Annotated in this window: 19 protein-coding genes (1 of these 19 only partly in view); 9 read left to right on the plus strand and 10 right to left on the minus strand. The window is 67.1% G+C overall.

Going from position 1 to position 25,533, the window contains the following annotated elements; genetic code table 11:
• The 3 genes in view from ACH5N8_RS12420 to mtnA are tightly spaced (at most 56 nt apart) and all read right to left on the minus strand, a layout consistent with a single transcriptional unit that may run on beyond the window.
• Positions 1 to 248, minus strand: the beginning of a protein-coding gene (locus tag ACH5N8_RS12420) for a DUF2806 domain-containing protein (RefSeq protein ID WP_483281531.1). 613 nt of this gene lie to the left of the window's left edge; the window shows 248 of its 861 coding nt (coding positions 1-248); the start codon lies at positions 246 to 248; its stop codon lies beyond the left edge, outside the window.
• Positions 245 to 1,519, minus strand: a complete 1,275-nt coding sequence (serS, locus tag ACH5N8_RS12425; RefSeq protein WP_483281532.1) for a serine--tRNA ligase — start codon at positions 1,517 to 1,519, stop codon at positions 245 to 247. The genes ACH5N8_RS12420 and serS overlap by 4 nt, the downstream gene beginning before the upstream one ends.
• Positions 1,520 to 1,575: 56 nt before the next feature.
• Positions 1,576 to 2,625 carry an S-methyl-5-thioribose-1-phosphate isomerase gene (gene mtnA / locus ACH5N8_RS12430; protein ID WP_483281533.1) on the minus strand — a complete coding sequence of 350 codons (1,050 nt, stop codon included), beginning with the start codon at positions 2,623 to 2,625 and terminating at the stop codon, positions 1,576 to 1,578.
• 114 nt (positions 2,626 to 2,739) lie between these two features.
• On the opposite strand from mtnA, the gene ACH5N8_RS12435 reads away from it, so the two are divergent.
• Positions 2,740 to 2,943, plus strand: coding sequence for a hypothetical protein (locus ACH5N8_RS12435; RefSeq protein ID WP_483281534.1), 204 nt, complete (start codon positions 2,740 to 2,742; stop codon positions 2,941 to 2,943).
• Between the two features lie 24 nt (positions 2,944 to 2,967).
• Here ACH5N8_RS12435 and rlmB read toward each other — a convergent pair whose 3' ends face one another.
• A complete protein-coding gene (gene rlmB, locus ACH5N8_RS12440; RefSeq protein WP_483281535.1) occupies positions 2,968 to 3,711 on the minus strand; it encodes a 23S rRNA (guanosine(2251)-2'-O)-methyltransferase RlmB in 744 nt (247 codons plus the stop codon).
• Complete coding sequence (gene rnr, locus ACH5N8_RS12445) at positions 3,708 to 5,948, minus strand: ribonuclease R (RefSeq protein ID WP_483281536.1); 2,241 nt, start codon at positions 5,946 to 5,948, stop codon at positions 3,708 to 3,710. Before rnr ends, rlmB begins: the two co-directional genes overlap by 4 nt.
• 312 nt (positions 5,949 to 6,260) lie before the next feature.
• On the opposite strand from rnr, the gene ACH5N8_RS12450 reads away from it, so the two are divergent.
• Entirely contained in the window at positions 6,261 to 8,495 is a 2,235-nt protein-coding gene (locus ACH5N8_RS12450; protein ID WP_483281537.1) for a heavy metal translocating P-type ATPase, read from the plus strand.
• A gap of 29 nt (positions 8,496 to 8,524) precedes the next feature.
• Here ACH5N8_RS12450 and ACH5N8_RS12455 read toward each other — a convergent pair whose 3' ends face one another.
• The 4 genes from ACH5N8_RS12455 to ACH5N8_RS12470 all read right to left on the minus strand — a co-directional run bounded on the left by ACH5N8_RS12455 (position 8,525) and on the right by ACH5N8_RS12470 (position 15,877).
• Positions 8,525 to 9,466 (minus strand): class I SAM-dependent methyltransferase, encoded by a 942-nt coding sequence (locus ACH5N8_RS12455; RefSeq protein WP_483281538.1) that lies wholly within the window; start codon positions 9,464 to 9,466, stop codon positions 8,525 to 8,527.
• 211 nt (positions 9,467 to 9,677) lie between these two features.
• Positions 9,678 to 11,744, minus strand: coding sequence for a sodium-translocating pyrophosphatase (locus tag ACH5N8_RS12460; protein ID WP_460027405.1), 2,067 nt, complete (start codon positions 11,742 to 11,744; stop codon positions 9,678 to 9,680).
• A 360-nt stretch (positions 11,745 to 12,104) separates the two neighbouring features.
• The gene (locus ACH5N8_RS12465) at positions 12,105 to 14,276 is read right to left on the minus strand and encodes a zeta toxin family protein (protein WP_483281539.1); all 2,172 of its coding nucleotides are present in this window, start codon (positions 14,274 to 14,276) and stop codon (positions 12,105 to 12,107) included.
• Positions 14,277 to 14,458: 182 nt separating this feature from the next.
• Entirely contained in the window at positions 14,459 to 15,877 is a 1,419-nt protein-coding gene (locus ACH5N8_RS12470; protein WP_483281540.1) for a M20/M25/M40 family metallo-hydrolase, read from the minus strand.
• 74 nt (positions 15,878 to 15,951) lie between these two features.
• Between ACH5N8_RS12470 and ACH5N8_RS12475 the strand changes: the two genes are divergently transcribed.
• The 7 genes from ACH5N8_RS12475 to ACH5N8_RS12505 all read left to right on the plus strand — a co-directional run bounded on the left by ACH5N8_RS12475 (position 15,952) and on the right by ACH5N8_RS12505 (position 25,019).
• Positions 15,952 to 16,884, plus strand: coding sequence for an HAD-IIA family hydrolase (locus tag ACH5N8_RS12475; RefSeq protein WP_483281541.1), 933 nt, complete (start codon positions 15,952 to 15,954; stop codon positions 16,882 to 16,884).
• Between the two features lie 16 nt (positions 16,885 to 16,900).
• Positions 16,901 to 17,545, plus strand: coding sequence for an adenylate kinase (adk, locus tag ACH5N8_RS12480; protein ID WP_483281542.1), 645 nt, complete (start codon positions 16,901 to 16,903; stop codon positions 17,543 to 17,545).
• Positions 17,546 to 17,617: 72 nt separating this feature from the next.
• On the plus strand, positions 17,618 to 19,180 hold the full coding sequence (leuC, locus tag ACH5N8_RS12485) for a 3-isopropylmalate dehydratase large subunit (RefSeq protein ID WP_483281543.1): 1,563 nt from the start codon (positions 17,618 to 17,620) through the stop codon (positions 19,178 to 19,180).
• A complete protein-coding gene (gene leuD, locus ACH5N8_RS12490) occupies positions 19,177 to 19,821 on the plus strand; it encodes a 3-isopropylmalate dehydratase small subunit (RefSeq protein ID WP_483281544.1) in 645 nt (214 codons plus the stop codon). Before leuC ends, leuD begins: the two co-directional genes overlap by 4 nt.
• Before the next feature lie 24 nt (positions 19,822 to 19,845).
• On the plus strand, positions 19,846 to 20,925 hold the full coding sequence (gene leuB, locus ACH5N8_RS12495) for a 3-isopropylmalate dehydrogenase (protein ID WP_483281545.1): 1,080 nt from the start codon (positions 19,846 to 19,848) through the stop codon (positions 20,923 to 20,925).
• A gap of 10 nt (positions 20,926 to 20,935) precedes the next feature.
• Complete coding sequence (locus ACH5N8_RS12500; protein WP_483281546.1) at positions 20,936 to 21,958, plus strand: aspartate-semialdehyde dehydrogenase; 1,023 nt, start codon at positions 20,936 to 20,938, stop codon at positions 21,956 to 21,958.
• Between the two features lie 247 nt (positions 21,959 to 22,205).
• The gene (locus tag ACH5N8_RS12505; RefSeq protein WP_483281547.1) at positions 22,206 to 25,019 is read left to right on the plus strand and encodes a FimV/HubP family polar landmark protein; all 2,814 of its coding nucleotides are present in this window, start codon (positions 22,206 to 22,208) and stop codon (positions 25,017 to 25,019) included.
• Between the two features lie 21 nt (positions 25,020 to 25,040).
• On the opposite strand, the gene trmL is transcribed toward ACH5N8_RS12505, so the two are convergent.
• Complete coding sequence (trmL, locus tag ACH5N8_RS12510; RefSeq protein ID WP_460027383.1) at positions 25,041 to 25,532, minus strand: tRNA (uridine(34)/cytosine(34)/5-carboxymethylaminomethyluridine(34)-2'-O)-methyltransferase TrmL; 492 nt, start codon at positions 25,530 to 25,532, stop codon at positions 25,041 to 25,043.
• Position 25,533: the final 1 nt, after the last annotated feature.

Raw genomic sequence — 25,533 nt, forward strand, 5'->3', positions numbered from 1 at the left:
CGCGAATCCGCGGCTGTCACCGCACGGCGCAGCACCCGCTCGAGGTTGGCCTGGCTCAACAGCTGACGCCGCTGGTCCAGCAGGATCGCCCGGGTGGCGAACCCAGCCTCATCGCTGTCCCCGGAAACCAGCGCCGAAAGCGGGAACCCGAGCTGATCCGCCAGCGCCAGCTCCAGCGCATGGGCCCCGCCGCCGCCCGCGAACGATGCCGCTGGCGATTCAATCCCGTCCTGCCGGCCGGCCGTCATCCGATGAACTCCAGACCACCCATGTAGGCACGCAGAACATCCGGCACCCGAATGCGCCCATCGGCCTCCTGGCAGTTCTCGACGATGGCGATCAGAGTGCGTCCCACGGCCAGCCCCGAACCATTCAGGGTATGCACCAGCTCCGGCTTGCCAGTCTCGGGATTGCGCCAGCGCGCCTGCAAGCGTCGCGCCTGGAAATCGCGGAAATTGCTGCACGAGGAAATCTCCCGGTAGGCGCCCTGCCCCGGCAGCCAGACCTCCAGATCGTAGGTCTTGGCCGAGGAAAAACCGGTATCGCCCGCACACAGCAACACGCGCCGGAACGGCAAACCCAGCCGCTGCAACACCGCTTCCGCATGTCCGGTCAGGGCCTCGTGCGCCTCGGCGGAGGTTTCCGGCGGCACGATCTGCACCAGCTCGACCTTCTCGAACTGGTGCTGCCGGATCATGCCCCGCGTGTCCTTGCCATAGGAACCGGCCTCGCTGCGGAAGCAGGGGGTGTGACAGACATACTTGAGCGGCATGGCGCCGGCTTCGACGATGTCGCCGCGCACCAGGTTGGTCACCGGTACCTCGGCCGTCGGAATCAGGTAATAGGGCGGTTCCGTGGCCAGCCGGAAAAGGTCGGCCTCGAACTTGGGCAGCTGGCCGGTGCCGCGAAGACTGTCGGCGTTGACCATGAACGGCACGTAGGTCTCCGTATAGCCATGCTCCCCCACATGCAGATCGAGCATGAACTGCACCAGTGCGCGTTGCAACCGACACAGGGGCCCGAACAGGGTCACGAAGCGCGCACCGGCTATCCTGGCCGCCAGCTCGAAATCCATCAGTCCCAGGGTGCCGCCCAACTCGACATGATCCTTGGGCTCGAAATCGAAAACACGCGGTTCGCCCCAGCGATGCACTTCCCGATTGTCCTCCTCGCTGCGCCCGTCGGGCACGTCGGCGTCAAGAAGGTTGGGAACGCCCAGCAGCATATCCTCGAGCGACGTCTGAATCTCGTCGAGCGCTGCCTCCATGCGCTTCAGCTCATCGCCAAAGCCCTGCATCTCGGCCAGCAGCGGCTCGATGTCCTCGCCGCGCGCTTTGACCTGACCGATCAGCTTCGACCGGCTGTTGCGTTCGCTCTGCAGGGACTGGGTCTTCTGCTGCACCTCGCGGCGACGCTCCTCGAGCTCGCGGAAAGCGGCGGTATCCAGCCGGAAGCCGCGACGCGCGAGCTGCGCCTCCACCTGCTCCAGCTCCGTGCGGATCAATTTCGAATCTAGCATCTGAGGTCCTGATCAAGTAGTGAATGTGGCTGTGACGTGCGCCCCGGCAGATCGGGTCAGGCCGCCGGCGACGGACGCAAGGCCCGCATGCTCTCGATCGACGGCTGGCGGACGATGCCACGTTCGGTGACCAGGACATCGATCAGGCTGGCGGGGGTGACATCGAAAACGGGATTCCAGGCACGGATCACGCTGCCCGGCGCCAGGTAGGTGGGCGGCAACAGCTCCCGGCTGTCGCGCTCCTCGATCTCGATGGCCTCGCCAACCGCCGTGTCCCAGTCGATGGTGGACATCGGCGCCACCACCATGAGGCGGACCCCGTGCTGCCGGGCGGCGACCGCCAGGGCATAGGTTCCGATCTTGTTGGCGGTATCGCCGTTGGCGGCAATCCGGTCGGCTCCGACGATGACCCACTGCACCTTGCCCGAACGCATCAGCAGCGCAGCGGCCGAATCCGCGATCAGCGTGGCGGGAATGCCATCCTGGTTGAGCTCCCAGGCGGTCAGCCGCGCGCCCTGGTTCCAGGGGCGGGTCTCGGTGGCGAAGATGGCCTTGCCGCCTTGTGCCCAGGCGCTGCGGATGACGCCCAATGCCGTGCCGTAGCCGCCCGTCGCCAGCGAGCCGGTATTGCAGTGCGTCAGCAAGCCGGTGGCATCCTGCACTTGCGCCGCGCCCCATGCACCCATGACGCGATTGGCCTCGATATCCGCCTCGTGAATCGCACTCGCCGCATCAAGCAGGGCCTGCAGCGGATCTTGCGTGGGTCGGGACAGGATCTCGCGCATGCGATCCAGCGCCCAGAAGAGATTCACTGCCGTGGGGCGCGACCTTGCCAGCGTGGCCAGGTCCGCCTCGATGGCGACGCGCCAGGTCTCGGGGTTCTGCCGCCATCGCGCCCGGGCCGCCAGCACCACGCCATAGGCAGCGGCAATGCCGATGGCGGGGGCGCCGCGCACGGCCATATCCCGGATGGCATCGGCCACCTCGTTTGCCGACCGGCAGATGAGATACGTCAGCGTCTCGGGCAACCGACGCTGATCCAGCACCTGCAGGCTGTCATCGTTCCACCGCAGGGGGCGTACCGTATCGTTGAGAGGCTTGGTCATGGTCTCGGCGTCAAAAACTGTCTGCGGTTGCGGGGGAACCCTGGGGCATACGCGCCTTCCAAGGGCTCACCTTTGTCAAGGGAAAGGTCATGAACGGGTCAAGGACATAACATCATGCTGCTGGAAATCTATACCTGGAGCTGGATCAATCTGCACCCCCGGCATCTCGCGCGGCGACTCACCCAGCTTGCGGTGATGTCGGCGCTGATATTGCTGCCGCTGCTGGCTCTCAACGTCGTCATAGTCAAGCGGGGCTTCGTGCCGGACAGGCCCGGGCTCGAGATCGATCTCAGCCAGGCCGGACTTGCCGGTGGCTGATGATCCGCCGCCGTCTGGCGAAACCTATTGCCGCCGTTGCCGGACCGCCTCGAACAGCAGGATGCCGGTTGCGACCGAGACATTCAGGCTCGCGACCGTGCCCGACATCGGTATCCGCACCAGCCAATCGCACCGTTCGCGGGTCAGGCGCCGCAGGCCCTTGCCCTCCGCTCCCATGACCAGCACCAGCGGCAGGGCAAGATCCACCTCGTAGACCGTCCGTTCCGCCTCCCCGGCGGCCCCCACCAGCCACAGCCCGGCCTCCCTGAACCAGCCCAGGGTTCTCGCCAGATTCGTCACCCGATAGATCGGCATGGTCTCGGCGGCACCACTGGCGACCTTGGCCACCACCGGCGTGATGCCGGCCGCCTGGTCCCGGGTCAGCACCACGCCCTGCACACCGGCCGCATCGGCGGTCCTGAGGCAGGCCCCCAGGTTGTGCGGATCCTGGACATGATCCAGCACCAGGAACAGGGGCGCAGGACCCGGCGCCTCCAGCGCCGTTTGCAACGCATGCTCGTCCAGTTCCGCGGGCAGGGTCATCTCGATCACCACGCCCTGGTGCGCCTGCCCCTCGGCCAAGGCATCCAGCCGGCCCCTGTGCGCCGCCTGTGGCCGGATGCCCAGCCGCCCCAGCGCATCGGTGACGGCGCTCAGGCGGCGGTCGACCCGGTCGGCGTCGACCCAGGCGGCGAGGATACGCTCGGGATGGCGCAGCAGGGCCGCCTCGACCGCATGCAGCCCGGCGACCCGCCGGCGCGCCTTCATGAACGGGACCGCTTCCGCTTCTTGCGGGGCCCTGCGGCAGACGGCTTCGGCTCGGGCGCCTTGACGATCTCGAGATCGATCTTGCGGTCGTCCAGATTGACGCGCGCCACCACGACCTTGACCACGTCGCCCATGCGATAGGTGATGCCGGTCCGCTCGCCCTTGAGGCTGAGGCCGGCGGGATCATAGTGGAAGAAATCCTTGTCCAGGCTGGCGACATGCACCAGCCCCTCGATGAAGATGTCCTTCAGTTCCACGAACAGCCCGAACGCCGTCACCGACGAGATGACCCCGTCGAATGCCTCGCCCAGCTTGTCGAGCATGTACTCGCACTTGAGCCAGGCGACGACGTTGCGCGTCGCCTCGTCGGCCCGCCGCTCGGTGAAGGAGCAGTGCTCGCCCAGCTGGGCCATGTCATTGGTGCCATAGGGGAACGCGCCGCGCTTCTTGCCCTCGATGGCATGACGGATGGCGCGGTGCACCAGCAGATCCGGATAGCGGCGGATCGGCGAGGTGAAATGGGTGTACATGTCCAGAGCCAGGCCGAAGTGGCCCTTCTGCTCCGGGCTGTAGACGGCCTGCGCCATGGAGCGCAGCAGCACGGTCTGGATCAGGTGCTCGTCCGGGCGCCCGGCGATCTCCTCGATCAGGCGGCAATAATCCCGTGGCTCCGGTTTTTCGGCGCCACCCAGATTCAGGCCCAGCCGCCCCAGCAGCGTGCGCAGATCGGCCAGCCGCTCGGCGCCGGGTCCTTCGTGAATGCGCACCAGATGGGGCAGCTTGTGCCGCTCCAGGAAGCGGGCCGCCGCCGTGTTGGCGGCCAGCATGCATTCCTCGATCAGCTTGTGGGCGTCGTTGCGCACGACCGGAATGATCTTCTCGATCTTCTTGCCCTCGCCGAAGACGATGCGCGACTCCTGGGTCTCGAAGTCGATGGCGGCACGGTCCTCGCGGGCCCGCCGCAGGGCACGGTAGAGCGCGTGCAGCTCCTCGATGTGCGGAATCAGGGTACGGTAGCGGCGACGCGGCGCTTTCTCGCCGGCCAGGATCGCCGCCACCTCGGTGTAGGTCAGCCGGGCATGGGAATTCATCAGCCCCTGGAAGAAGCGCGAACGCAGCAGGGTGCCGTCGCGGCCGATGCTCATCTCGCAGACCATGCACAACCGGTCGACCTGTGGATTCAGGGAGCACAGGCCATTGGACAGCACCTCCGGCAACATGGGTATCACCCGGTTGGGGAAGTAGACCGAGGTGCCCCGCCGCTGGGCTTCCTGATCCAGGGCGGTATCCGGCCTGACGTAATAGGAAACGTCGGCGATCGCCACCAGCAGCTTCCAGCCCTTGGCCGCAGGCTCGCAGTAAACCGCATCGTCGAAATCCCGCGCGTCCTCGCCGTCGATGGTCATCAGCGGCAGGTGCCGGATATCCTCGCGGTCCGCGCGGGCCGCCTCGGGAATTTCCTCGCCCAGGTACCGAATCTCGGCCTGCACCGGCTCCGGCCACTCGCTGGGCAGATCGTAGCTGTGGATGGCGACCTCGATCTCCATGCCCGGCGCCATGTGCTCGCCCAGCACATGGGTGATGCACCCGATGGGGTCGCGCTTGCGACTGGGCTGCTCGATGACCTCGACCACCACAATCTGGCCGGGTACGGCATTCGCCAGCGATTCGGCGGGAATCAGGAAATCGTGGGTAATGTACTTGCTGTCGGGCACCACGAAATAGATGCCACGCTCCTCGTGCAGGCGGCCAACGATGCGGTGGGTCTTGCGCTCCAGCACCTGCAGCACGCTGCCCTCGCGGCGTCCGCGACGATCGACCCCGCGCACGCAGACCAGCGCCCGGTCGTCGTGCATCAGGGCGCGCATTTCCTTGGAGGAAAGGTAGAGGTCCTCGCCGCCATCGTCCGGGCGCAGGAAACCGAAGCCATCGGGGTGGGCGATGACCCGGCCGGCGATGAGATCGGTCTGGTTGACGACGCAGTAGCGGTCGCGCCGGTTGCGGAGCAGCTGACCATCGCGCTCCATCGCATTCAGGCGGCGACGCAGCGATTCCAGATCATCGGGTTCCGTGATCTCCAGGAAGCCCGCCACCTCCTCGCCCGCCAGGGGCACGCCCTGCTGTTTCATCACCTCCAGGATCAGCTCCCGACTGGGAATGGGGCGTTCGTACTTGCTGGCCTCGCGTTCGGCGAACGGATCCTTGAGCTTGGCTTTTCCGGGTGTCTTGGCAGTCAAGTTGCGGTTCTCGATGAGGTGGGCGTCAGGCAGACGGAGCGATCAAGCAGACCGCAGGGCCGGATCGGCCATGGCAAGGGCGGATGAGTCGGCAAAGTGCATCTCGTCCGGGACAGTGGTTGTCGCATCAGGATAAAAACTTGAAGAGTATAACGATTGCCCGCCTTCAACTCTAACCCCAGCCGGCTCAAGCCCTGCAACTGCTGGCCGAACGATGGTCATGCGCCGGACAGCCCGCTTTTGTTTTATAGTCCCGGGTCTAGCCTACACCGGGCCGAACGCCGCCCGCCCACCGCGCCGGAGGATTCCCTTATGTCGTCCCCCACCGTTGATATCGCCAAACCCATCCGCCTGTCCATCGCCGGCATGCGCTGCGCCGGCTGCGTCGAGGCGGTGGAAACCGCCCTGCGCAACACGCCCGGCGTGGACGCGGCGGATGTCAGTTTCGCCGATCATACCGCGCTGGTGCGTGGCCAGGTCGCGCCGGAAACCCTGAAAATGGCCCTGCAGGATGCCGGCTATGACGGCGCGGTCATGGAGGGCCTGGAAGACCCGGCGGCGCAGGAGCACCTCGAGATGGACCGTTACCGGGAACTGTTGCACAAGGCCGGCGTCGCCGCCCTGCTCGGCGTCCCGCTGATGGTGGCCGAGCATTTCCACTGGCTGCCGATGCTCGGCGAACCGCTGGCGGGGCTGTTCTGGATCGTGATCTCGGCGCTGACCTTCGCGGTCATGCGCTACTCGGGTGGGCATTTCTTCCGTGGCGCCATCAAGAGCCTGGAACATCGCCAGGCCAACATGGATACCTTGATCGCCCTCGGTACCGGTGCCGCCTGGTTCTACTCCACCGCCGCCATCATCTTCTCCGACAGCCTGCCGCCGATGAGCCGTCACGCCTACTTCGAGGCAGCCGTCACCATCCTGGCGTTCATCAACCTGGGCGGCGCGCTGGAAATGCGCGCCCGGGGTCGCACCTCCTCGGCAATCCGTGCCCTCATCGGCCTGCAGCCGCGCACCGCCCGGGTCATCCGCGACGGGCAGGAAATGGACATCGCCATCGCCGAGGTCGGTCTCGACGAGGTGCTGCGGGTCAGGCCGGGGGAAAAGATTCCCGTCGATGGCGAAGTCATCGAGGGCCATTCCAGCGTCGACGAGTCGATGCTGACCGGCGAGCCGATGCCGGTGGAAAAGAATCCCGGCGACGAGGTTGTCTGCGGCACCCTGAACCAGACCGGTTCGTTCCTCTTCAAGGCCACCCGTATCGGCCGCGACACGGTGCTGGCGCAGATCATCGCCAGTGTCCGCAACGCCCAGGCCAGCAAACCCGAGATCGCGCGGCTGGTCGACCGGATTGCCGCCGTGTTCGTGCCGGTGGTGGTGGCGATTTCCGCGCTGACCTTCCTGGTCTGGTGGAACCTCGGCCCGGCCCCGGCTTCCGGCTACGCCTTCGTGACCGCCATGACCGTACTGGTCATCGCCTGCCCCTGCGCGCTCGGGCTGGCGACGCCGATCTCCATCATGGTGGCGGTCGGCCGGGCGGCCCAGGCCGGGATCCTGATCCGCCAGGGCGACGCGCTGCAAAGCGCGGGGGGACTGACCACCCTGGTGCTGGACAAGACCGGCACCGTCACCGAAGGCAAACCGCGGCTGGTGCGCATCGAAGCCAGTGGGGACTGGACCGAGGCAAGCGTCCTGCAATGGGCGGCCAGCCTGGAGCAGGGGTCCGAGCATCCGCTGGCCGCCGCCATCCTGGCCGGCGCCGCAGAGCGCCAGACCACGCTGCTGCCGGTGGCCGGCTTCGGCGCGCTGGCAGGACACGGCGTGCGTGGCGAGATCGAGGGCAAGGCCGTGCTGCTCGGCAACCTGCCGCTGATGACGAACGCAGGCATCGCGGGCGGCAGCCTGGCAAAGCGGCTCGACGAGCTGGCCGCGGCAGGTCAGACGCCGGTGATGCTGGCAGTCGGTGGCCGGGCGGTGGGCCTTTTGTCGGTCGCCGACCCGATCAAGCCGGATTCGCGCGCCGCCATCGCCGCCCTGCGCGAACTGGGCATCCGCCTGCTGATGGTGACCGGCGACAACGAGATCACGGCCGGGGCCATCGCCCGCGAGGCGGGCATCGACGAGGTCCGCGCGCAGGTGCTGCCGCAGGACAAGGCCGCCGTCGTCAAGGCCCTGCAGACGCAGGGCGAGGCCGTGGGCATGGTCGGCGACGGCATCAACGATGCGCCGGCCCTGGCGCAGGCGAACGTCGGTTTCGCCATCGGCACGGGCACCGACATCGCCATCGAAAGCGGCGACGTGGTGCTGATGAGCGGCTCGCTGACCAAAGTGCCGGAAGCCATCCGGCTGTCGCGCGCCACTGTCCGCAACATCAAGCAGAATCTCCTGGGCGCTTTCATCTACAACGTGCTGGCCATTCCGGTCGCCGCCGGGCTGCTGTACCCGCTGTTCGGCCTGCTGCTGAACCCGATGATCGCCGGCGCGGCGATGGCGATGTCATCCGTGACCGTCGTCACCAACGCCAACCGGCTGCGCTTCATCAAGTAGGCGACGCCGCGCCTCCCCGGGCCACCGGCTCAGGCCGGCTTGGTGGCCCGGAACAGGCAATAGCGCACCAGGCCGCCATGGAAAACCTTCCATTGCGCCAGCGCGACCTTGAAGTTGGCGGTCTGCGCCTTCTTGCGCAGGCCCAGCACCTGCATCAGCGTCTGCATCGGGTAGGTCCAGAGCGCCGTCAGATACATGCGGCGGGCCGAGGGCAGGGTTTCCTGGGTTGCCTCGGTAACCTGCACGTTCCGGAATCCGCATTCCTCCAGACCCGCCTGGAATTCCTCGACGCTGGCGAGGTTCGGTACGGCCCAGCCGTTGAGACAGTCCATGACGGCCTGCCACTCCTCCTCGTCGAAATCCCGCCGCGTGGCGTAGCCATCGCAGGCGATCAGCGTGCCACCCTCCTTCAGCAGCCGGTAGGCCTCGCGAAAGAAGTCGCGCTTGTCCACGGCATAGCAGCTGCTTTCGACGGCCCAGACCACGTCGAATGACTCGTCCGGAAATGGCGTCTTGAGAAAGTCGGCAACCTCGAAATGCACCCTGTCGGCCACACCATGGCGTTCGGCATTGCGACGCGCGTGGCGCACCTGCTCGGCACTGACGGTGATGCCGGTGGCCCGGCAGCCGATGTGCTTGGCCAGCCAGATGGAGCTGCCGCCGATGCCGCAGCCGGCATCCAGCACATGGTCGGTGGGCTGGATGCCGGCGGTGACAGCCATGATGCGGTTCTTGTTCAGCAGGGCCTGACTGTGGGTCCTGATGCCTTCTTCCCAGTAGCCGTAATGCAGAGCCAGGTTCTCGTTGTCGAACCAGGCGGTACGGTAGTCCCAGTAGCAGTCGTCGTAATGCTTGGCGGTATCGAGGCGTATCTCCTCCTCGGAGAACGCCGCGCCCTTGCGCAGGCTATCGGTACGGTAATCCCGGTTGGGCTCCAGGAAATAGGTTTTGGCTTTCGCGGATGCAGACATGGTCGATGGCTCGTGAGGTCAAAGGCGATCGGCCGCGCGGGCCGTGCGAGTCGGCGCGAGGGCCGCTGAGGGCTGGGAATGGGCTGGAAACGAAAATTTCCCGCCCCCCCTGGCGAGGGACGGGAAATCCGGTGGGCGTCCTAGGGATGCCCGGACACCCGGCAAGCCGGCCGCCGGAGGCGCGCGAAGCGCCCCGACGGCCGACCGGGGCTCAGAAGCTGAACCAGCCCGAGCCGAAGGCGGATGCGAACACCAGGCTGACGATGCTCATCAGCTTGATCAGGATGTTCAGCGACGGACCGGAGGTGTCCTTGAAGGGGTCGCCAACGGTATCGCCGACCACGGCCGCCTTGTGGGCGTCGGAGCCCTTGCCGCCATACTCGCCGGTCTCGATCCACTTCTTGGCGTTGTCCCAGGCGCCACCGGCATTGGCCATCATGACCGCCAGCAGGAAGCCGGAAGCGGTGGTGCCGACCAGCAGGCCAGCCAGCGCTTCCTTGCCAAGGATCATGCCCACCGCCAGCGGCACGATGACCGCCAGGGCGCCGGGCAGCATCATCTGCTTCAGGGCGCCCTCGGTGCTGATGCCCACGCAGGCGGCATAGTCGGGCTTGCCGGTGCCTTCCATGATGCCGGGAATTTCCTTGAACTGACGGCGTACCTCGAGAACGATGTCATGCGCGGCCTTGCCCACGGCGGTCATGGTGAGCGCCGAGAAGAAGTACGGCATCATCGCGCCGATCAGGATGCCCGGCAGCATGGTCGGGCTGAGGATATTGAGCGATTCCACCTTGGCGGCAGTGACATAGGCGGCCAGCAGAGCCAGCGCGGTCAGTACCGCGGAACCGATGGCAAAGCCCTTGCCGGTGGCAGCTGTGGTGTTGCCGAGGCTGTCGAGGGCGTCGGTACGCTCGCGGACTTCCTTGGGCAGATGGCTCATCTCGGCGATGCCGCCGGCGTTGTCGGCCACGGGACCATAGGCGTCGGTCGCGAGGGTCACGCCCAGGGTGCTGAGCATGCCGACACCGGCCAGAGCGACGGCATAGAGGCCGGCAGTGATGCTGCCATCGGCCTTCATGCCCAGCCAGATGCTCAGCAGGATGGCGACGGCGGTGATCAGGACCGGAATGGCGGTACTCATCATGCCGACGGCGGTGCCCTGGATGATGGTGGTGGCGGCGCCGGTCTGGCAGGCGTTGGAAATCGACTTGACCGGTTTCTCGGTGTAGGAGGTGTAGTACTCGGTCACGTAGGCGATACCGTTGCCCGCCACCAGACCGACCAGGATCACCAGCCAGTAGTTGAAGCTCACGCCGGTCAGCAGCACCGCGGCCAGCGACAGGCCCAGGATCACCACGGACGCACCCCAGACCGAGCGACGCAGGGCGTGCAGCAGGTCTTCCAGGCTAGCGTTCTCGTCGATCTTGTGGACGTACTTGTCGATGTGCTTGGTCAAGCAGGCCGGCAGCTTGATGGCTTCGTCGCCGCCGATGACCATGTAGATGCCGAACAGCGAAGCGACGACGCCGACCGCGGCAACCAGGAACGGCAGACCGATGAAGGCCATGGCATTGGCGCCCAGGCTCGCGCCCAGGGCGGCGGCGGCGATGATGGAGCCGCTGTAGCTCTCGAACAGGTCGGCGCCCATGCCGGCGACATCGCCAACGTTGTCGCCGACGTTGTCGGCAATGACCGCCGGATTGCGGGGATCATCCTCGGGGATGCCCTGCTCGACCTTGCCCACCAGGTCGGCGCCGACATCGGCGGCCTTGGTGTAGATGCCGCCACCGACGCGGGCGAACAGCGCGATGCTGCTGGCGCCGAAGCCGAAGCCGGTGATGTAGGTCATCTGGTTGGGATCGCCGTTGAAGTACAGGAACAGCAGGGTCATGCCCAAGAGGCTGAAGCTGACCACCGACATGCCCATGATGGCGCCGCTGCCGAAAGCCACCCGCAGACCTTCGTGCAGGCCCTTGCTGGCCGCCGCCGCGGTGCGCACGTTGGCGCGTACCGCCACGTACATGCCGAGGTAGCCGGCGCCGGCCGAGGCGATGGCGCCGATGATGAACGACAGCGCGGTCTGCCATTGCAGGAAGACGGTGATGACGATGGCGACGACGGCGACGAACATGCCGAGCACCCGGTATTCCCGGTTCAAGAATGCGGACGCACCCTCCTGGATGGCCAGGGCGATGTTGCGCATGGTGTCGTTGCCTTGGTCGCAACTGAGCACGCGCTTGAATTGCCAGAGCACGTACCATACCCCGGCCAGTCCCATCAGCAATGCGATGGTCACTGATGCATTAGCTTGCAACACGATGTCTACCTCTCTGTAGTTATTTTGAATTTGTCTTGCCGGACGCAGCCCGGTGCTTTGCGGCATGCCAACGGGCGCGCGTCCACCCCCTGCGCGACCCCGCTCAGCGCGCTTGCCAGATGTGTTGAACCTGAGTTAACAGACCGTGCACGACCGCAAAAAACCTCGGCAGGGTACTCAAAAATGACCGGGAGCTCAATAAAAAACCACGCTCGCGTATCCGTTCGACCTGGAAAAGTTCCCACCGGCCGACCCGATCCGCACCTGCCGGGTTGACGCGACCCCCATCGCCTGCCCGAGCCGGTTCAGTCGATCACGCCGTTAGCTCTTGGCGGTGGAGGAATCCTGCAGGCGGATGATCCAGGGCTCGGGCGTGCGCGGGTCGATGTGGAAGGACAGGGAGGCATGCTTGTGCAGCAGGCCCTCCTCCCCGGAGGCGTTCGGGTTGAGTTGCCCCTTCTCGAGAAAATCCACCATGCGGCGAACGTTGTAGACCGCCAGCACGCGGTGCTCGCTCTGGTAGCTGTAGACCTGGTAGCCCACATTGGCCTCGCTCCAGGCCGGAATGCGGGCGATCAGCTCCTGCAGGCGGGCATCGTCGCCGCCGGCCAGGCTGCCGAGGATGGAACCCGGCCGCGTGCGGATCAGCCCTCGCAGGAAGTCGGCCAACCGGCCCTCGCGCTGCGCGTCCTGGAGCGAACGTACCTCCTCGCCGGAGAACGCGAAGGTCTCGGCGACCAGGTAATGGCGGTCCATCTCGCCGTCGTTGGCGAACAGCGACAGTTTGTCCAGCGCCGTGTGCTCCAGCGCATCGAGGAAGGCGCCGGGCGCCCGTATGTGCTTGTCGACCGCGACGACCCAGGGCAGGGCGCGGCCAGTCTTCTCGAAACGGTGCTTGACGCTGCCGATGGCGGCCTCGCGCGGCAGTTCGTCCTCGCGTCCGCGCGGCTTGACGATGAAGGCGTCGACGGCGGCGATCAGGGTCTTGAAGCCGGCCGCCTTGAAGTTGTCGACGATGCCCGAGTAGCGCGGGATGTAGGGAATGCTGGTGCCATCGTAGAGCAGATTGATGCGGTCCTGCCGCGCCTGGCTCGCGACCCAGTCACGCAGGCTGTTGGCAAACGGCTCCACGTAGATGTAGTCGTCGCTGTGATGGTTGGCCGCCGTCAGGACCAGGTAGAGATCGCTCTGCTTGCGAAATTCGTCCAGCGAGGCAACGACGAAATTGTCGCCGCAGCGGGAGCGGGCGATTTCCTCCACGGCCGTCTTGCCGGCACCGGCGCCGCCCATGCAGAGAAACAGGATCGGCGTTTCCGCCGGTGTCTTGCCGCTGAAGATGGACGCCTTGACGCGGTCCAGCTTGCTGGCGATGTTGCTGAGCCGCTCGAAGGCGATCTCGACCGTGCGGCGCAGTCGCTCGTCGCCGTCGGCGGCCTCGATCAGGCGGTCGCGCAATCCCGGGTTGTTGGCCAGCGTGAACACCGGGGTCTTCTCGCCAGTGCATTCATGGAGCAGTTCCACGAACTCGGTATGGCTGGGCGAGCGCAGTCCCGTCAGGATGTTGACGTCCAGACAGAACAGCGGCGCCTCGCCGTTGGGCCCGATGGGGATGCCGTCGATCTCGCGCCGGTCGCGCAGGCTTTCGGTGCCCGGCAGATAGCCGATGACGTGCTCGGAGAGGGACAGGGGGTAATCGGCGAAGTGGATGCCGAGAGGGATCAGTTCCTCGCGCAGGCTGGAAAGGGGGACCAGACCACCATTGACCGTGACCAGGCAATCGATGCCATCCGGCGTCCGGTGACGCAGGAAGGGCATGCCGAACACGAAGGCCTTCTGTTCCGGCCACTTGCCATAGCCGTTCGGCGCGTTTTCCAGCGACCGCGCGCGGGTCGGGTCCATGGCATGACGGATGGCCCGGGTCACATCCTCCAGCGGAGTGTTGTAATCGTGCAGGACCGCCGCATCGCGGGCGTCGATGCGGCGAAAATCCAGGCCCTGCTCATAGACGCTGCTGAAGGCCGGCAGGTTGCTGAGCGCGATCATGAAGAAATCCAGCGTCAGCTTGTTGCCATAGCCGAACGGCTTGATGGTGCGCATGGTGTGGTAGAACCGCGCCAGCCGCTCGGCGATGTTGGAGGTGCGGATGACGAAGCCATTGTTGTCGAACAGGGCCGTATCCTTGTTCTCATCCTCGTTCAGCACCAGGCTCTCGATGGCCTCGCGGAAGCGCTTGCGCTTTTCCGCATCGGCCATGGTGCCGGGCCGGTCGCCGGTGATCGCCTGATCCTTCCAGTCCTGGAAGATCTCGCGATGGATGCGCGAAAACAGCTCGGTCAGGTAGGTGACCCGCTTGGCCTGGTCATGGGAAATCGTGCCTTCGGCTTCCTTCTGGAAGGTGGACAGCAGGCGCCGGCAATGCATGATGGCCAGGGCATTGCGCAGCCTCTTGAGCTGGGCGTGTCCGGCAATGGTCGGGTAGGCAGGATTGTTCATGGAATGACATGGCGTTGGCAGGCGGACGCGGGCGTGTCGCTGTACGATTCCCGCATGAGCAAGCCTGGAAAAATACCATTCAAACCGGTTACTGAGAACTGCGGCAGTGCCGTCGGCAGCCGGGCCGGCGGGGACTGCCGCCATCGGGCCCGACCGCCACGCCACCCAGGATCGCGCAAGCGTCAGCCGGGGATGCCCTCGGCGCCCAGCCGCGCGAGGATATGCGCCACGCAGCAGGTCAGCCGCTTGGCATAGGGAATGTGCAGGAATTCGTTGGGCCCGTGCGCATTGCTGAGCGGGCCGAGAACGCCGGTGATCAGGAACTGCGCCTCGGGAAACCGCTCGCCGAGCAGGCTCATGAAGGGAATGCTGGCGCCCAGCCCCACGTGCACGGCATCCTGCCCGTAAAACTGCCGCGACGCCTCCGCGGTCAGGCTTTCCAGCCAGGGCGCCAGGGGTGGTGCGTTCCAGCCGGTGCTGGACTGCTCGAAGCTCACGGCGACGTGGGCGCCGTAGGGTGGATCGGCCGTCAAGGCGCGTCGCAGGGCCTGCTCGGCCGCATGTGCGTCGACGGTCGGCGGCAGGCGCAGCGACAGCTTGAACGCCGTGTGGGCACGCAAGACATTGCCGGCGGACCGCAGCGGGGGCAGCCCGTCCTGTCCGACCACGCTCAGCGTCGGTCGCCAGGTATTGTTGAGCAGTTGCTCGACCGGGGCCTCGCAGGCGGCCTGTAGCCCCGGCACGATGCTGAAGCTTTGCAGCAACCGGTCCTGCAGGATATCGGCCGCGGCCTGGGCCTGCCGTACCCGCTGCGCCGGAATCGCGGCCCTGAGCTCGGGCAGGCGGATCTCGCCGGTCTGCGGATCCTCGATGCGGTCGAGCAGCCGCCGCAGGATCCGCAGGGAGGACGGCACGATGCCGCTGGCCATGCCGGAGTGCGCGCTTTCCGTCAGCACCCGGATATCGACGACAGCGTTGACCATGCCGCGCAGCGAGGTCGTCGACCACAGCCGCTCGTAATCGCCGGCGCCGGAATCGAGGGCAATCACCAGATCCGGCCGGCCGATCAGGTGGCCATGGGCTGCGAGATAGGCCGGCAGGTCTGGCGAACCGCTTTCCTCGGAGAACTCGATCAGGATGACGACGCGCGGCAGGCGGCAGCCGGCCAGGGCCTGCAGCGCCGCCACCGCCGCGAACAGCGCATAACCATCGTCGGCGCCGCCACGGCCATACAGCCGTCCCTCGCGAAGAACCGGCTGCCAAGGCCCCAGCCCCGGATGCCAGCCCTCCATTTCCGGCTGCTTGTCGAGATGCCCGTAGATGAGCACCGTTTCCTCGCCGGTACCCGGCACATCGACCAGGATCAGCGGCGTCCGCCCGGGCAGTTCGAGGTCGTGCACGATGGCCCCCGGCAGGGCATGCCGCCGCAGCCACTCGACCGCCAGGCGGCGCGCCGCCTGCAGATGGCCGTTCGTCGCCCAGTCGGGATCGAAATGCACCGACTTGCACGGAATTTTGATGTATTCGGTCAGCGCCGGTAGGATTCCCCGGTCCCAGAAATCCCCGATCTGCGTGGCCAAGTGGTTGAGGTTGCGGTTCATGCGGATCTCCCTGTGCGTACCATGCGAGTGTAGCGCCCGCGCCGCCATCCCGACACCGAACCTGCCACCGCCCCATGATGCGCGATGTTCCCGTTACCACCGTCGAAGCCCTGAGCGATCGCTATCAGGCCCTGCTGTTCGACGCCTATGGCGTGCTGGTCCATGCCGACGGCCCCCTGCCCGGCGCCGTGGAGCTGCTGCGCTGGCTGCGGCAGGCGGGCAAGCCGTTCTACGTGGTCACCAACTCGGCGGCGCGCCTGCCGGAAGTCGCCGCCGAGCGCTACCGGCGCTTCGGCCTCGACCTCCAACCGACCCAGATCATCACCGCCGGTTCCCTGCTGGGACCCTACCTCCGGGCGGCCGGGCTGCTCGGCTGCCGCTGCGCCATCCTCGGCCCGGAGGGCACCTTTCGCTACGTCGAGCAGGCCGGCGCCGAACCGGTGCCGCCGACCGCCGATTTCGATGCGCTGGTGATCGGCGACCAGGTCGGCTTCCCCTTCCTCGAGGGCGTCGATGCTGTCCTGTCGCGGCTGATCGAGAAGTTCGACTGCGGCGAATCGCCACCGCTGATCCTTCCCAACCCGGACCTCATCTACCCGAAACCCAGGGGTTTCGGCATTACCTGCGGCGCCCTGGCCCTGATGCTGGAGGCAGCACTGCGGCGGCGCTATCCGGGTCGCCCCGACATCCGCTTCGTGCCGCTGGGCAAGCCGGAAACGCCGATCTTCGCCGAGGCCGCCCGGCGGGCCGGCAGCCGTAACCTGGTGATGATCGGCGACCAGATCGAGACCGACATCCGCGGCGCGTGGCACTTCGGCATCGATTCCGCGCTGGTCGCGGGCGGTGTCGCCGGGCTGGCCTTCCACGCCGGGCAGCCCGCCTGGTGGCCGACCTGGCGGCTGGAGACACTGCAACCCGGCCACCGGCCCCGCATCGCGCCTGACCCCGAGGGCAATGCCCAATCTGTGACACTCACAGGCAGTTGTGACAAAATCGCGCACTTTTGACGCGGGAGGCGTTGTCATGCGAGTCATCCTTCTGGGCGCCCCGGGTTCGGGAAAAGGCACCCAGGCCCAGGCCATCACCGAGAAATTCGGCATCCCCCAGATTTCCACCGGCGACATGCTGCGCGCCGCGGTCCGCGCCGGCACGTCGCTGGGCCTGGAAGCCAAGAAGATCATGGATGCCGGGCTCCTGGTATCGGATGACATCATCCTCGGCCTGATCAAGGAACGCATCCAGGCCGACGACTGCCGCAACGGCTTCCTGCTCGACGGCTTCCCGCGCACCATCGCTCAGGCCGATGGCCTTGAGCACATGGGCATCGCCATCGATCACGTGGTGGAATTCATGGTCGACGACGAAACCATCGTGGCGCGCATGAGCGGCCGGCGGGTACATCCGGCCTCGGGACGGACCTATCATGTGGTCTTCAACCCGCCACGCGAGGCGGACAGGGACGATGTCACCGGCGAACCTCTGATCCAGCGCGACGACGACAGCGAGGCAACGGTGCGCAAGCGCCTCGCCATCTACCATGAACAGACCCGGCCGCTGGTCGGTTACTACCAGCAGAAGGCCGCGCAGGGAGCCGTCCGGTTCGCCAGCATCGACGGCATCGGCAACGTGGAAGCCATCACCGAGCGCCTCCTTGCGGCACTGCGCTGAGTCCCCGGATTCCCTGACAGCCACGCACCGCAATCGACGCCCCATTCACCCAAGACCTGAGACCCAACGCCTATGGCCGGTAAAACGCTATACGACAAACTGTGGGACGCCCATGTGGTCTGCACCGAACCCGATGGCTCGGCGCTCATCTACATCGATCGTCAGCTGCTGCACGAGGTAACCTCGCCGCAGGCCTTCGAAGGCCTGCGCCTGAGCGGCCGCAAGCCCTGGCGGGTGGGCGCCAACCTGGCGACGGCGGACCACAACGTGCCGACCAAGGGTCGCGACCAGGGCGTGGCCGATCCGGTAGCGCGCGTGCAGATCGAGGCGCTGGACAGCAACTGCAAGGAATTCGGCATCCTCGAATTCGACATGGCCGACGAGCGCCAGGGCATCGTCCACGTCATGGGGCCGGAACAGGGCGCCACCCTGCCCGGCATGACCATCGTCTGCGGCGACTCGCATACCGCCACCCACGGCGCCTTCGGCGCGCTGGCCTTCGGCATCGGCACCTCCGAGGTCGAGCACGCGCTGGCCACCCAGTGCCTGGTGCAGCGCAAGTCCAGGAGCATGCTGGTGCGCATCGACGGGCAGCTGGGTCCCGGCATCACCGCCAAGGACATCATCCTCGCCGTGATCGGCCGCATCGGCACCGCCGGCGGTACCGGCTACACCATCGAGTTTGCCGGCAGCGCCGTCCAGGGCCTGAGCATGGAAGGCCGCATGACCCTCTGCAACATGGCCATCGAGGCCGGTGCCCGCGCCGGTCTGATCGGCGTCGACAGGACCACCATCGACTACCTCAAGGGCCGCCGCTTTGCGCCCACCGGCGCGGCGTGGGACCGGGCGGTCGACCACTGGATGAACCTGCACAGCGACCCCGACGCGACCTTCGACGCGGTGATCGAAATCAACGCCGCCGAGATCCAGCCGCAGGTAACCTGGGGCACATCGCCGGAGATGGTCGTCGCCATCGGCGACAAGGTGCCCGACCCGCAGCAGGAGAAGGACGCCGTCAAGCGCGACAGCATGAGCCGCGCCCTGCACTACATGGGCCTCGAACCCGGCACGCCGATCCGCGAGGTCCACATCGACAAGGTCTTCATCGGCTCGTGCACCAACGGCCGCATCGAGGACCTGCGTGCCGCGGCCGAGATTGCCCAGGGGCGCAAGGTGGCCGCGAATGTCAAGCTGGCCATGGTGGTGCCCGGCTCGGGGCCGGTCAAGCGGCAGGCCGAGGCCGAGGGGCTGGACCGCATCTTCGTCGAAGCCGGCTTCGAATGGCGCGATCCGGGCTGCTCCATGTGCCTGGCGATGAACGCGGACCGCCTGGAGGCCGGCGAACGCTGCGCCTCCACCTCCAACCGCAATTTCGAGGGCCGCCAGGGCTACGGCGGACGGACCCACCTGGTGAGTCCCGCCATGGCGGCGGCGGCGGCGGTCAGCGGCCATTTCGTCGATGTCCGCCAGCTGGCAAAGATCGCCGCCGACCGGACCGCGACGGCACACGCGGAAGCCGATCCGGCGCCCGCGCCGGCGGTCCAGCCGGCCGCCCCCGCGCGAAAGCCGGCCGCGCCCAAACAGATCGGTTCCAATGCCGCCGCCACGCCACGCAAGAGGACACCCAAGTCATGAGATCGTTTCGCTACATCAGCTCCCGTGTCGTACCGCTGGACCGCGCGAATATCGACACCGACGCCATCATCCCGAAACAGTTCCTGAAGTCGATCAAGCGCAGCGGCTTCGGTGTCTACCTGTTCGACGAATGGCGCTACCTGGATCGCGGCGAGCCGGACATGGATTGCAGCAACCGCCCGCTGAATCCGGACTTCATCCTCAACCAGCCCCGCGCCTACCGCGCCCGCATCCTCCTGACGCGGGAGAACTTCGGCTGCGGCTCCTCGCGCGAGCATGCGCCTTGGGCGCTGGAGGATTACGGTTTCCGCGTCATCATCGCGCCGAGCTTCGCCGACATCTTCTACAACAACTGCTTCAAGAACGGCCTCTTGCCCATCGTGCTGCCGGCCGAGACCGTCGACCATCTGTTCCAGGAGGCCAACGGCGTCGGCTATCAGCTGGAAGTCGACCTCGAGAAACAGCTGATCACGACCAAGTACGGGGAGAAGATTCACTTCGACATCGAACCGACCCGCAAGCACCGCCTGTTGAACGGCCTGGACGACATCGGCCTGACCCTGCAGCAAGCCGATGCCATCCGCGCCTACGAGGAACGCCGCCGCAAGGAGGCACCGTGGCTGTTCGCCGACGTCGCCTGAACCAGATCACAAGGACTCCAACCCATGACCCACAAAATCGCAGTCTTGCCGGGTGACGGCATCGGCACCGAAATCGTCGCCGAGGCACTCAAGGTACTGGACGCGCTCCGGCAGGACTTCGGCCTGCACGTCGAAACCGAACAGGCCCTGATCGGCGGCGCCGCCTACGACGCCACCGGCACCCCGTTCCCCGAGGCCACGCTGAAGCTCTGCCAGCAGGCCGACTCGGTGCTGCTGGGTGCCGTCGGCGGCCCCAAGTGGGAACCGCTGGATTATTCCGTGCGCCCCGAGCGCGGGCTCCTGGGCCTGCGGGCCGAACTGGCGCTGTTCGCCAACCTGCGCCCGGCCATCCTCTATCCACAGCTGGTCGCCGCCTCCACGCTGAAGCCGGACGTGGTCGCAGGACTCGATATCCTGATCATCCGCGAACTGACCGGCGGCATCTACTTCGGCCAGCCGCGCGGGCGCCGCACCAACGCGCAGGGCGAGCGCGAGGGCTTCAACACCCTGATCTACAGCGAGTCGGAAATCCGCCGCATCGGCCACATCGCCTTCCAGACCGCGCAGAAGCGCAACCGCAGGCTCTGCTCGGTCGACAAGGCCAACGTGCTGGAATGCACCGAGCTGTGGCGCGAGGTCATGATCGAGGTCGGCAGGGATTATCCGGACGTCGAGCTCAGCCACATGTACGTCGACAACGCCGCCATGCAGCTGGTCCGTGCGCCCAAGCAGTTCGACGTCATGGTCACCGAAAACATGTTTGGCGACATTCTCTCGGACTGCGCCGCCATGCTGACCGGGTCCATCGGCATGCTGCCCTCCGCCTCGCTGGACAAGGACGGCAAGGGCATGTATGAGCCCATCCACGGCTCGGCCCCGGACATCGCCGGCAAGGGCCTGGCCAACCCCATCGCCACCATCCTGTCGCTGGCCATGATGTTGCGCTACAGCTTCGGCGACGCCGCCAACGCCGATCGCATCGAACAGGCCGTGACCCGGGCCCTGGATGCCGGCTACCGGACCGCCGACATCCACTCCGAGGGCACGCGCAAGGTCGGCACCCCCGAAATGGGCGATGCCATCGTCGCCGCCCTGCGCGCCTGAGGACCCTGCCATGAGCCAGACCTACAACGTCGCCGTGCTGGGCGCCACCGGCGCCGTCGGCGAGACCATGCTGGAACTGCTGGAGGAGCGCGATTTTCCGGTCGGCGAGGTCTATGCCCTCGCCAGCCAGCGTTCCGCCGGCAAGCAGATCCCGTTCAGGGGCGGCGAGCTGACCGTGCTGGACGTCGAAAGCTTCGACTTCAGCCAGGCCCGGATCGGCCTGTTCTCGGCCGGCGCCTCCGTATCCGAGGTCTACGGCCCCAGGGCCGCCGCTGCCGGCTGCGTGGTGGTCGACAACACCTCGCGCTTCCGCTACGAGGACGACATCCCGCTGGTGGTGCCCGAAGTCAACGCCGCCGACATCGCCCGGTATACCCAACGGGGCATCATCGCCAACCCGAACTGCTCGACCATCCAGATGCTGGTCGCGCTCAAGCCGATCCATGACGCGGTGGGCATCGAGCGCATCAACGTCGCCACCTACCAGGCGGTGTCCGGTACCGGCAAGCAGGCCATCGAGGAACTGTACGAGCAGACCGTGCAGCTGCTCAACGGCAAGCTCGTCACGCCCAGGGTCTACCCCAAGCAGATTGCCTTCAACGTGCTGCCGCAGATCGATGTCTTCATGGACAACGGCTACACCAAGGAGGAAATGAAGATGGTCTGGGAGACCCGCAAGATCATGGGTGACGAATCGATTCAGGTGAACCCCACCACGGTGCGCGTGCCGGTGTTCTACGGTCACTCCGAGGCGGTGCACATCGAGACCCGCGAAAAGCTCACGGCCGAGCGCGCCCTCGAGCTGCTGCGCGCCGCGCCGGGTGTCACCGTGCTGGACGAGCGCAAGCCCGGCGGCTATCCGACGGCGGTCACCGAGAGCGCCGGCAAGGATCCGGTCTTCGTCGGCCGCGTGCGCGAGGACATCTCCCACCCACGCGGGCTGAATCTCTGGGTCGTCTCCGACAACATCCGCAAGGGCGCCGCGCTCAACAGCCTGCAAATCGCCGAAGTGCTGGTCAGGGACTATCTCTGACAGCGCTGGGGATGTGCCCGGAATGCGGCACATCCCCACCCTCCGGCTCACACCGGGGATTCCGCCAATACCCGCGCGGCCGGCAGGTGGTTTCCGGCAAGCCCCGCAGAGTAGCGGTCGCGACCGTTTGCAAATTGCCGGAGTCCTGATACAAAGACGGCCTCTGATGCCTCATTCCGGGCCCGGACGGCATCCCCGGCCGGGTCCGCACTTCGTGGAGATGGCTGGCCCGGCTCGACAGATGCTTATGTCCCGACTGCCCAAGGTTCTCGCGCGGCTCGGCCTGCTGGCGCCGCTGGCTGCCCATGGCCTGGGTATCGGCGACATCCGTGCGCAGTCGGCGCTGAATCAGGCGCTGCGGGCCGACATTCCGCTGGTGCTCTCCGGTTCTGACCGGATCGACGCCATCCAGGTCCGCCTGGCCAGCCCAGCGGCCTTCGAAAAGGCCGGGGTGGAGCGGATCCATGCCCTCAGCGAGCTACGCTTCCAGCCGGTCGCCCTGCCAAACGGCCGCCACGCGATTCAGGTCAGCTCCCGCGCCGCCATCACCGAGCCCTTCCTGGATTTCCTGGTGGAGGTGGCGTCGCCGCTGGGAACGGTCCTGCGCGAATTCACCCTGCTGCTGGACCCGCCGCGCGGCCTGGTGGGCGGTCCGCTGGCGGATGACACGGCGAGGCCTGTCCCGCAACGCCAGCCCCAGGGCGCCAGCCTGGAGCCGGTCACAGCCGCCGATGCCATCACGCCACCACGCTACCGGGTGCCGGACGCAAGAACCGCGGCGCCGGCCAGCCAGCGCCCAGTCATCGGCAGCGACCAGCTGTCGGGCCAACGCTATGGACCGGTCCAGCGCCACGAAAAGCTGCTGGATATCGCCAACTCGCTGGACCGTCCGGCCTCGGTGAGCCCCGAGCAGATGGCGCTCGGACTCTATCTGGCCAACCCGCGCGCCTTCTCGCGCAGCCTCAACAGCCTGCGGGCCGGCAGCATCCTGCAGATACCCAGCGAGACGGCGCTGGCGCAGATCGATCCGGCCGATGCGGCCGCCATGCTGTTCGGTGGCGCCCCGGGCATGCGCCAACGGGCCTATGCCGCACCGGAGGATACCGGCGGGGTGACCGCCCGGCTGCCGCCTTCCCCGCCGCAGGCCCCTGACAGCGCGGCGACAACGACAGGCGCGGTGGCGGAGGTTTCGGCCCGCATACCGGCCGCCCTCAAGCGGGAAAACGAGGAACTGCGCGAGCAGTTGGTGCGGCTCGAACAACGGCTGGAGGAAACCCAGCGCATGCTGGCGCTCAAGAACGCCGAACTGACCGCCCTGCAGAGCCATGCCGCCACCCAGGTCGGGGTGCCGCCGGATGGTCAGGACGAACCCTCCCTCCCGGACAGCCAGCCACCGGCAGCCGGCACGGAAAGCAGCGAATCCGCCATCGCCGCCGCACCGCCGGTCATGCCCCAGGCACCGGCCATAGTGGCGCAACCGGAGCCCCCGGCGCCATCAGGCAACGCGACCAAGCACACCGCACCGGCTCCGCCGCCCACCCCGATGGCCGAACGGCCTGCGGAACCCGAACCCGTCATTGCGCCCGGCTACTGGCTGGCCAGTGCCGGCTTCACCCTGCTGGGTCTCGCCGCCTGGCGGTATCGGCGCCGACGCCGGCACGCGGACGAGACGGGAGCGGAAGTGGCGCAAGCTCTCGCCGAACCCATGGACAGGGCCAGACCACCCGCCGAAGCCGCGCGCCCGGTGGCGACCCTCGACCCCGCGGCCAGCGGACTGGACGAACCGACGGCCGCGGCGGAGGCCGAACCGCTGGACCCCGTATGGGAGGCCGACGTCTACCTCCGCTATGGCCGCTTTGTGCAGGCCGAATCGCTCATCCGCGCCAGCCTGGTGCAGGAACCGGAGCGCCTGGTGCTCAAGCTCAAGCTGCTGGACATCCTGCAGCAGGCCGGCAAGCAACAGGCCTTTACCGACTATGTGCGCGAACTCGAAGCCCAGCAGCCCGGGCTGCCAGCGGAGTTCTGGGCGGCCGTGCGGGCACTGAATCCCGGGCAACCGGTGGGGAACGATGCCGCCGTCGCCCCGGACATGACCGAGGCAACGCTGGAGAGCCTTGACAGTCAGGCATCCGCGGCAACCGACACTGACGATTCGCCGGCCACGGAACTCGACCTCGACGACACCGACTTCATGGCCGAACTGCGAACGCTGGAGGCGCAATTGTCGGCACAGCCCCTTCAGCCCCAGGCGGAGCAGGCCGCGCCGGAACCGGACATCGTCGAGGCAGACCGGCCGGCAGCCAGCGATTGGCAGACGACGACCGCGATACCGACCCTGGAGGCGGGCTTGCCCAAACCCGGCGCGGATGACACCGGCGCAAGCCGGCAGGAAACCGCTCACACCGAGTTCCCCCCCATCCCGCAGCACCAGACCGAGGCAGCAGACACGACGGTGGACGAATCACTGCCGGCCGCCGCAGACGTCAGCCGGAACGAACAGCCCCCGGAGACAGCCCACCCGGCGGACAGCGCCTACCTCATCGATTTCGTCGCGCCGGACCTCGAGGACTGGAAAACCCCAGCCAAGACGGCAGAAGCGTCGGCGCCGGAAGCCCGCACCGAACCCGGCAACTGGATCGACTACGAGGTGCCGACCACCGGGGATCCCGCCCGCACGAGCGCTGCCGAAACGGCACCACCAGCCGGCCTCGTGGAACTGGACTTCAACACCTTGCCCGCCCGCCCGCGCCCGGACAACCCGCGCTTCGGCATGCTGGATTTCGAACTGGAGTTTCTGGAGGACATCGCCGGGACGGGTACGGGGACAGCGGCGTCAAGCCTGGATCGGGCGCGCGCGCTCATGGCCAGGGGCGACAAGGGCGCGGCCCGCCGGCTCCTGCAGACGGTGCTCCAGGACGGAACCCCCGCGGACAAGGCCGCGGCGGAGACCCTGCTCGACGAATTGCACCGGGTCCGGCTGACGCTGGTTCCCCCGCCGCCTCAGGACACGCCGGCGCCGGACAGCGCCGGCACACGCCCCAAGGCCCGCCCCGCCATCTGACCCCGCGCCGGTGGCTCAGGCTCAGGCAGCGGACGGGCCGCCCTCCACCGCGCTGGCGCCGGCATAGCCCAGCTGGCGCCAGGCCTCGTAGAGAACGATGGCGGCGGCATTCGACAGGTTGAGACTGCGGCTGCCCGGCCGCATGGGAATGGCGAGCCGCTGCGCCTCCGGCAGGCTGTCCAGCAGCGCCGCCGGCAACCCCCGGCTTTCCGGCCCGAACAGCAGCGCATCGCCCGGCTGGAAGCGGATTTCGGCATAGGGGCGCCGCCCCCGCGTCGACAGAGCGAGGATGCGCCCCGGACCGAACGCGGCGCGGAAGGCGCCGAAGTCCGCATGCTCGCGGACCTGCGCATATTCGTGATAGTCCAGACCGGCACGCCGGAGCCGGGCGTCGTCCAGCGAGAAGCCCAGCGGCCGGATCAGGTGCAGGCAGGCGCCGGTGTTGGCGCAGAGCCGGATGATGTTGCCCGTGTTGGGTGGAATCTCCGGCTCGAACAGGACGACGTGCAGCACG

It is taken from the genome of Methyloparacoccus sp. NF-16 (genome assembly GCF_056880625.1).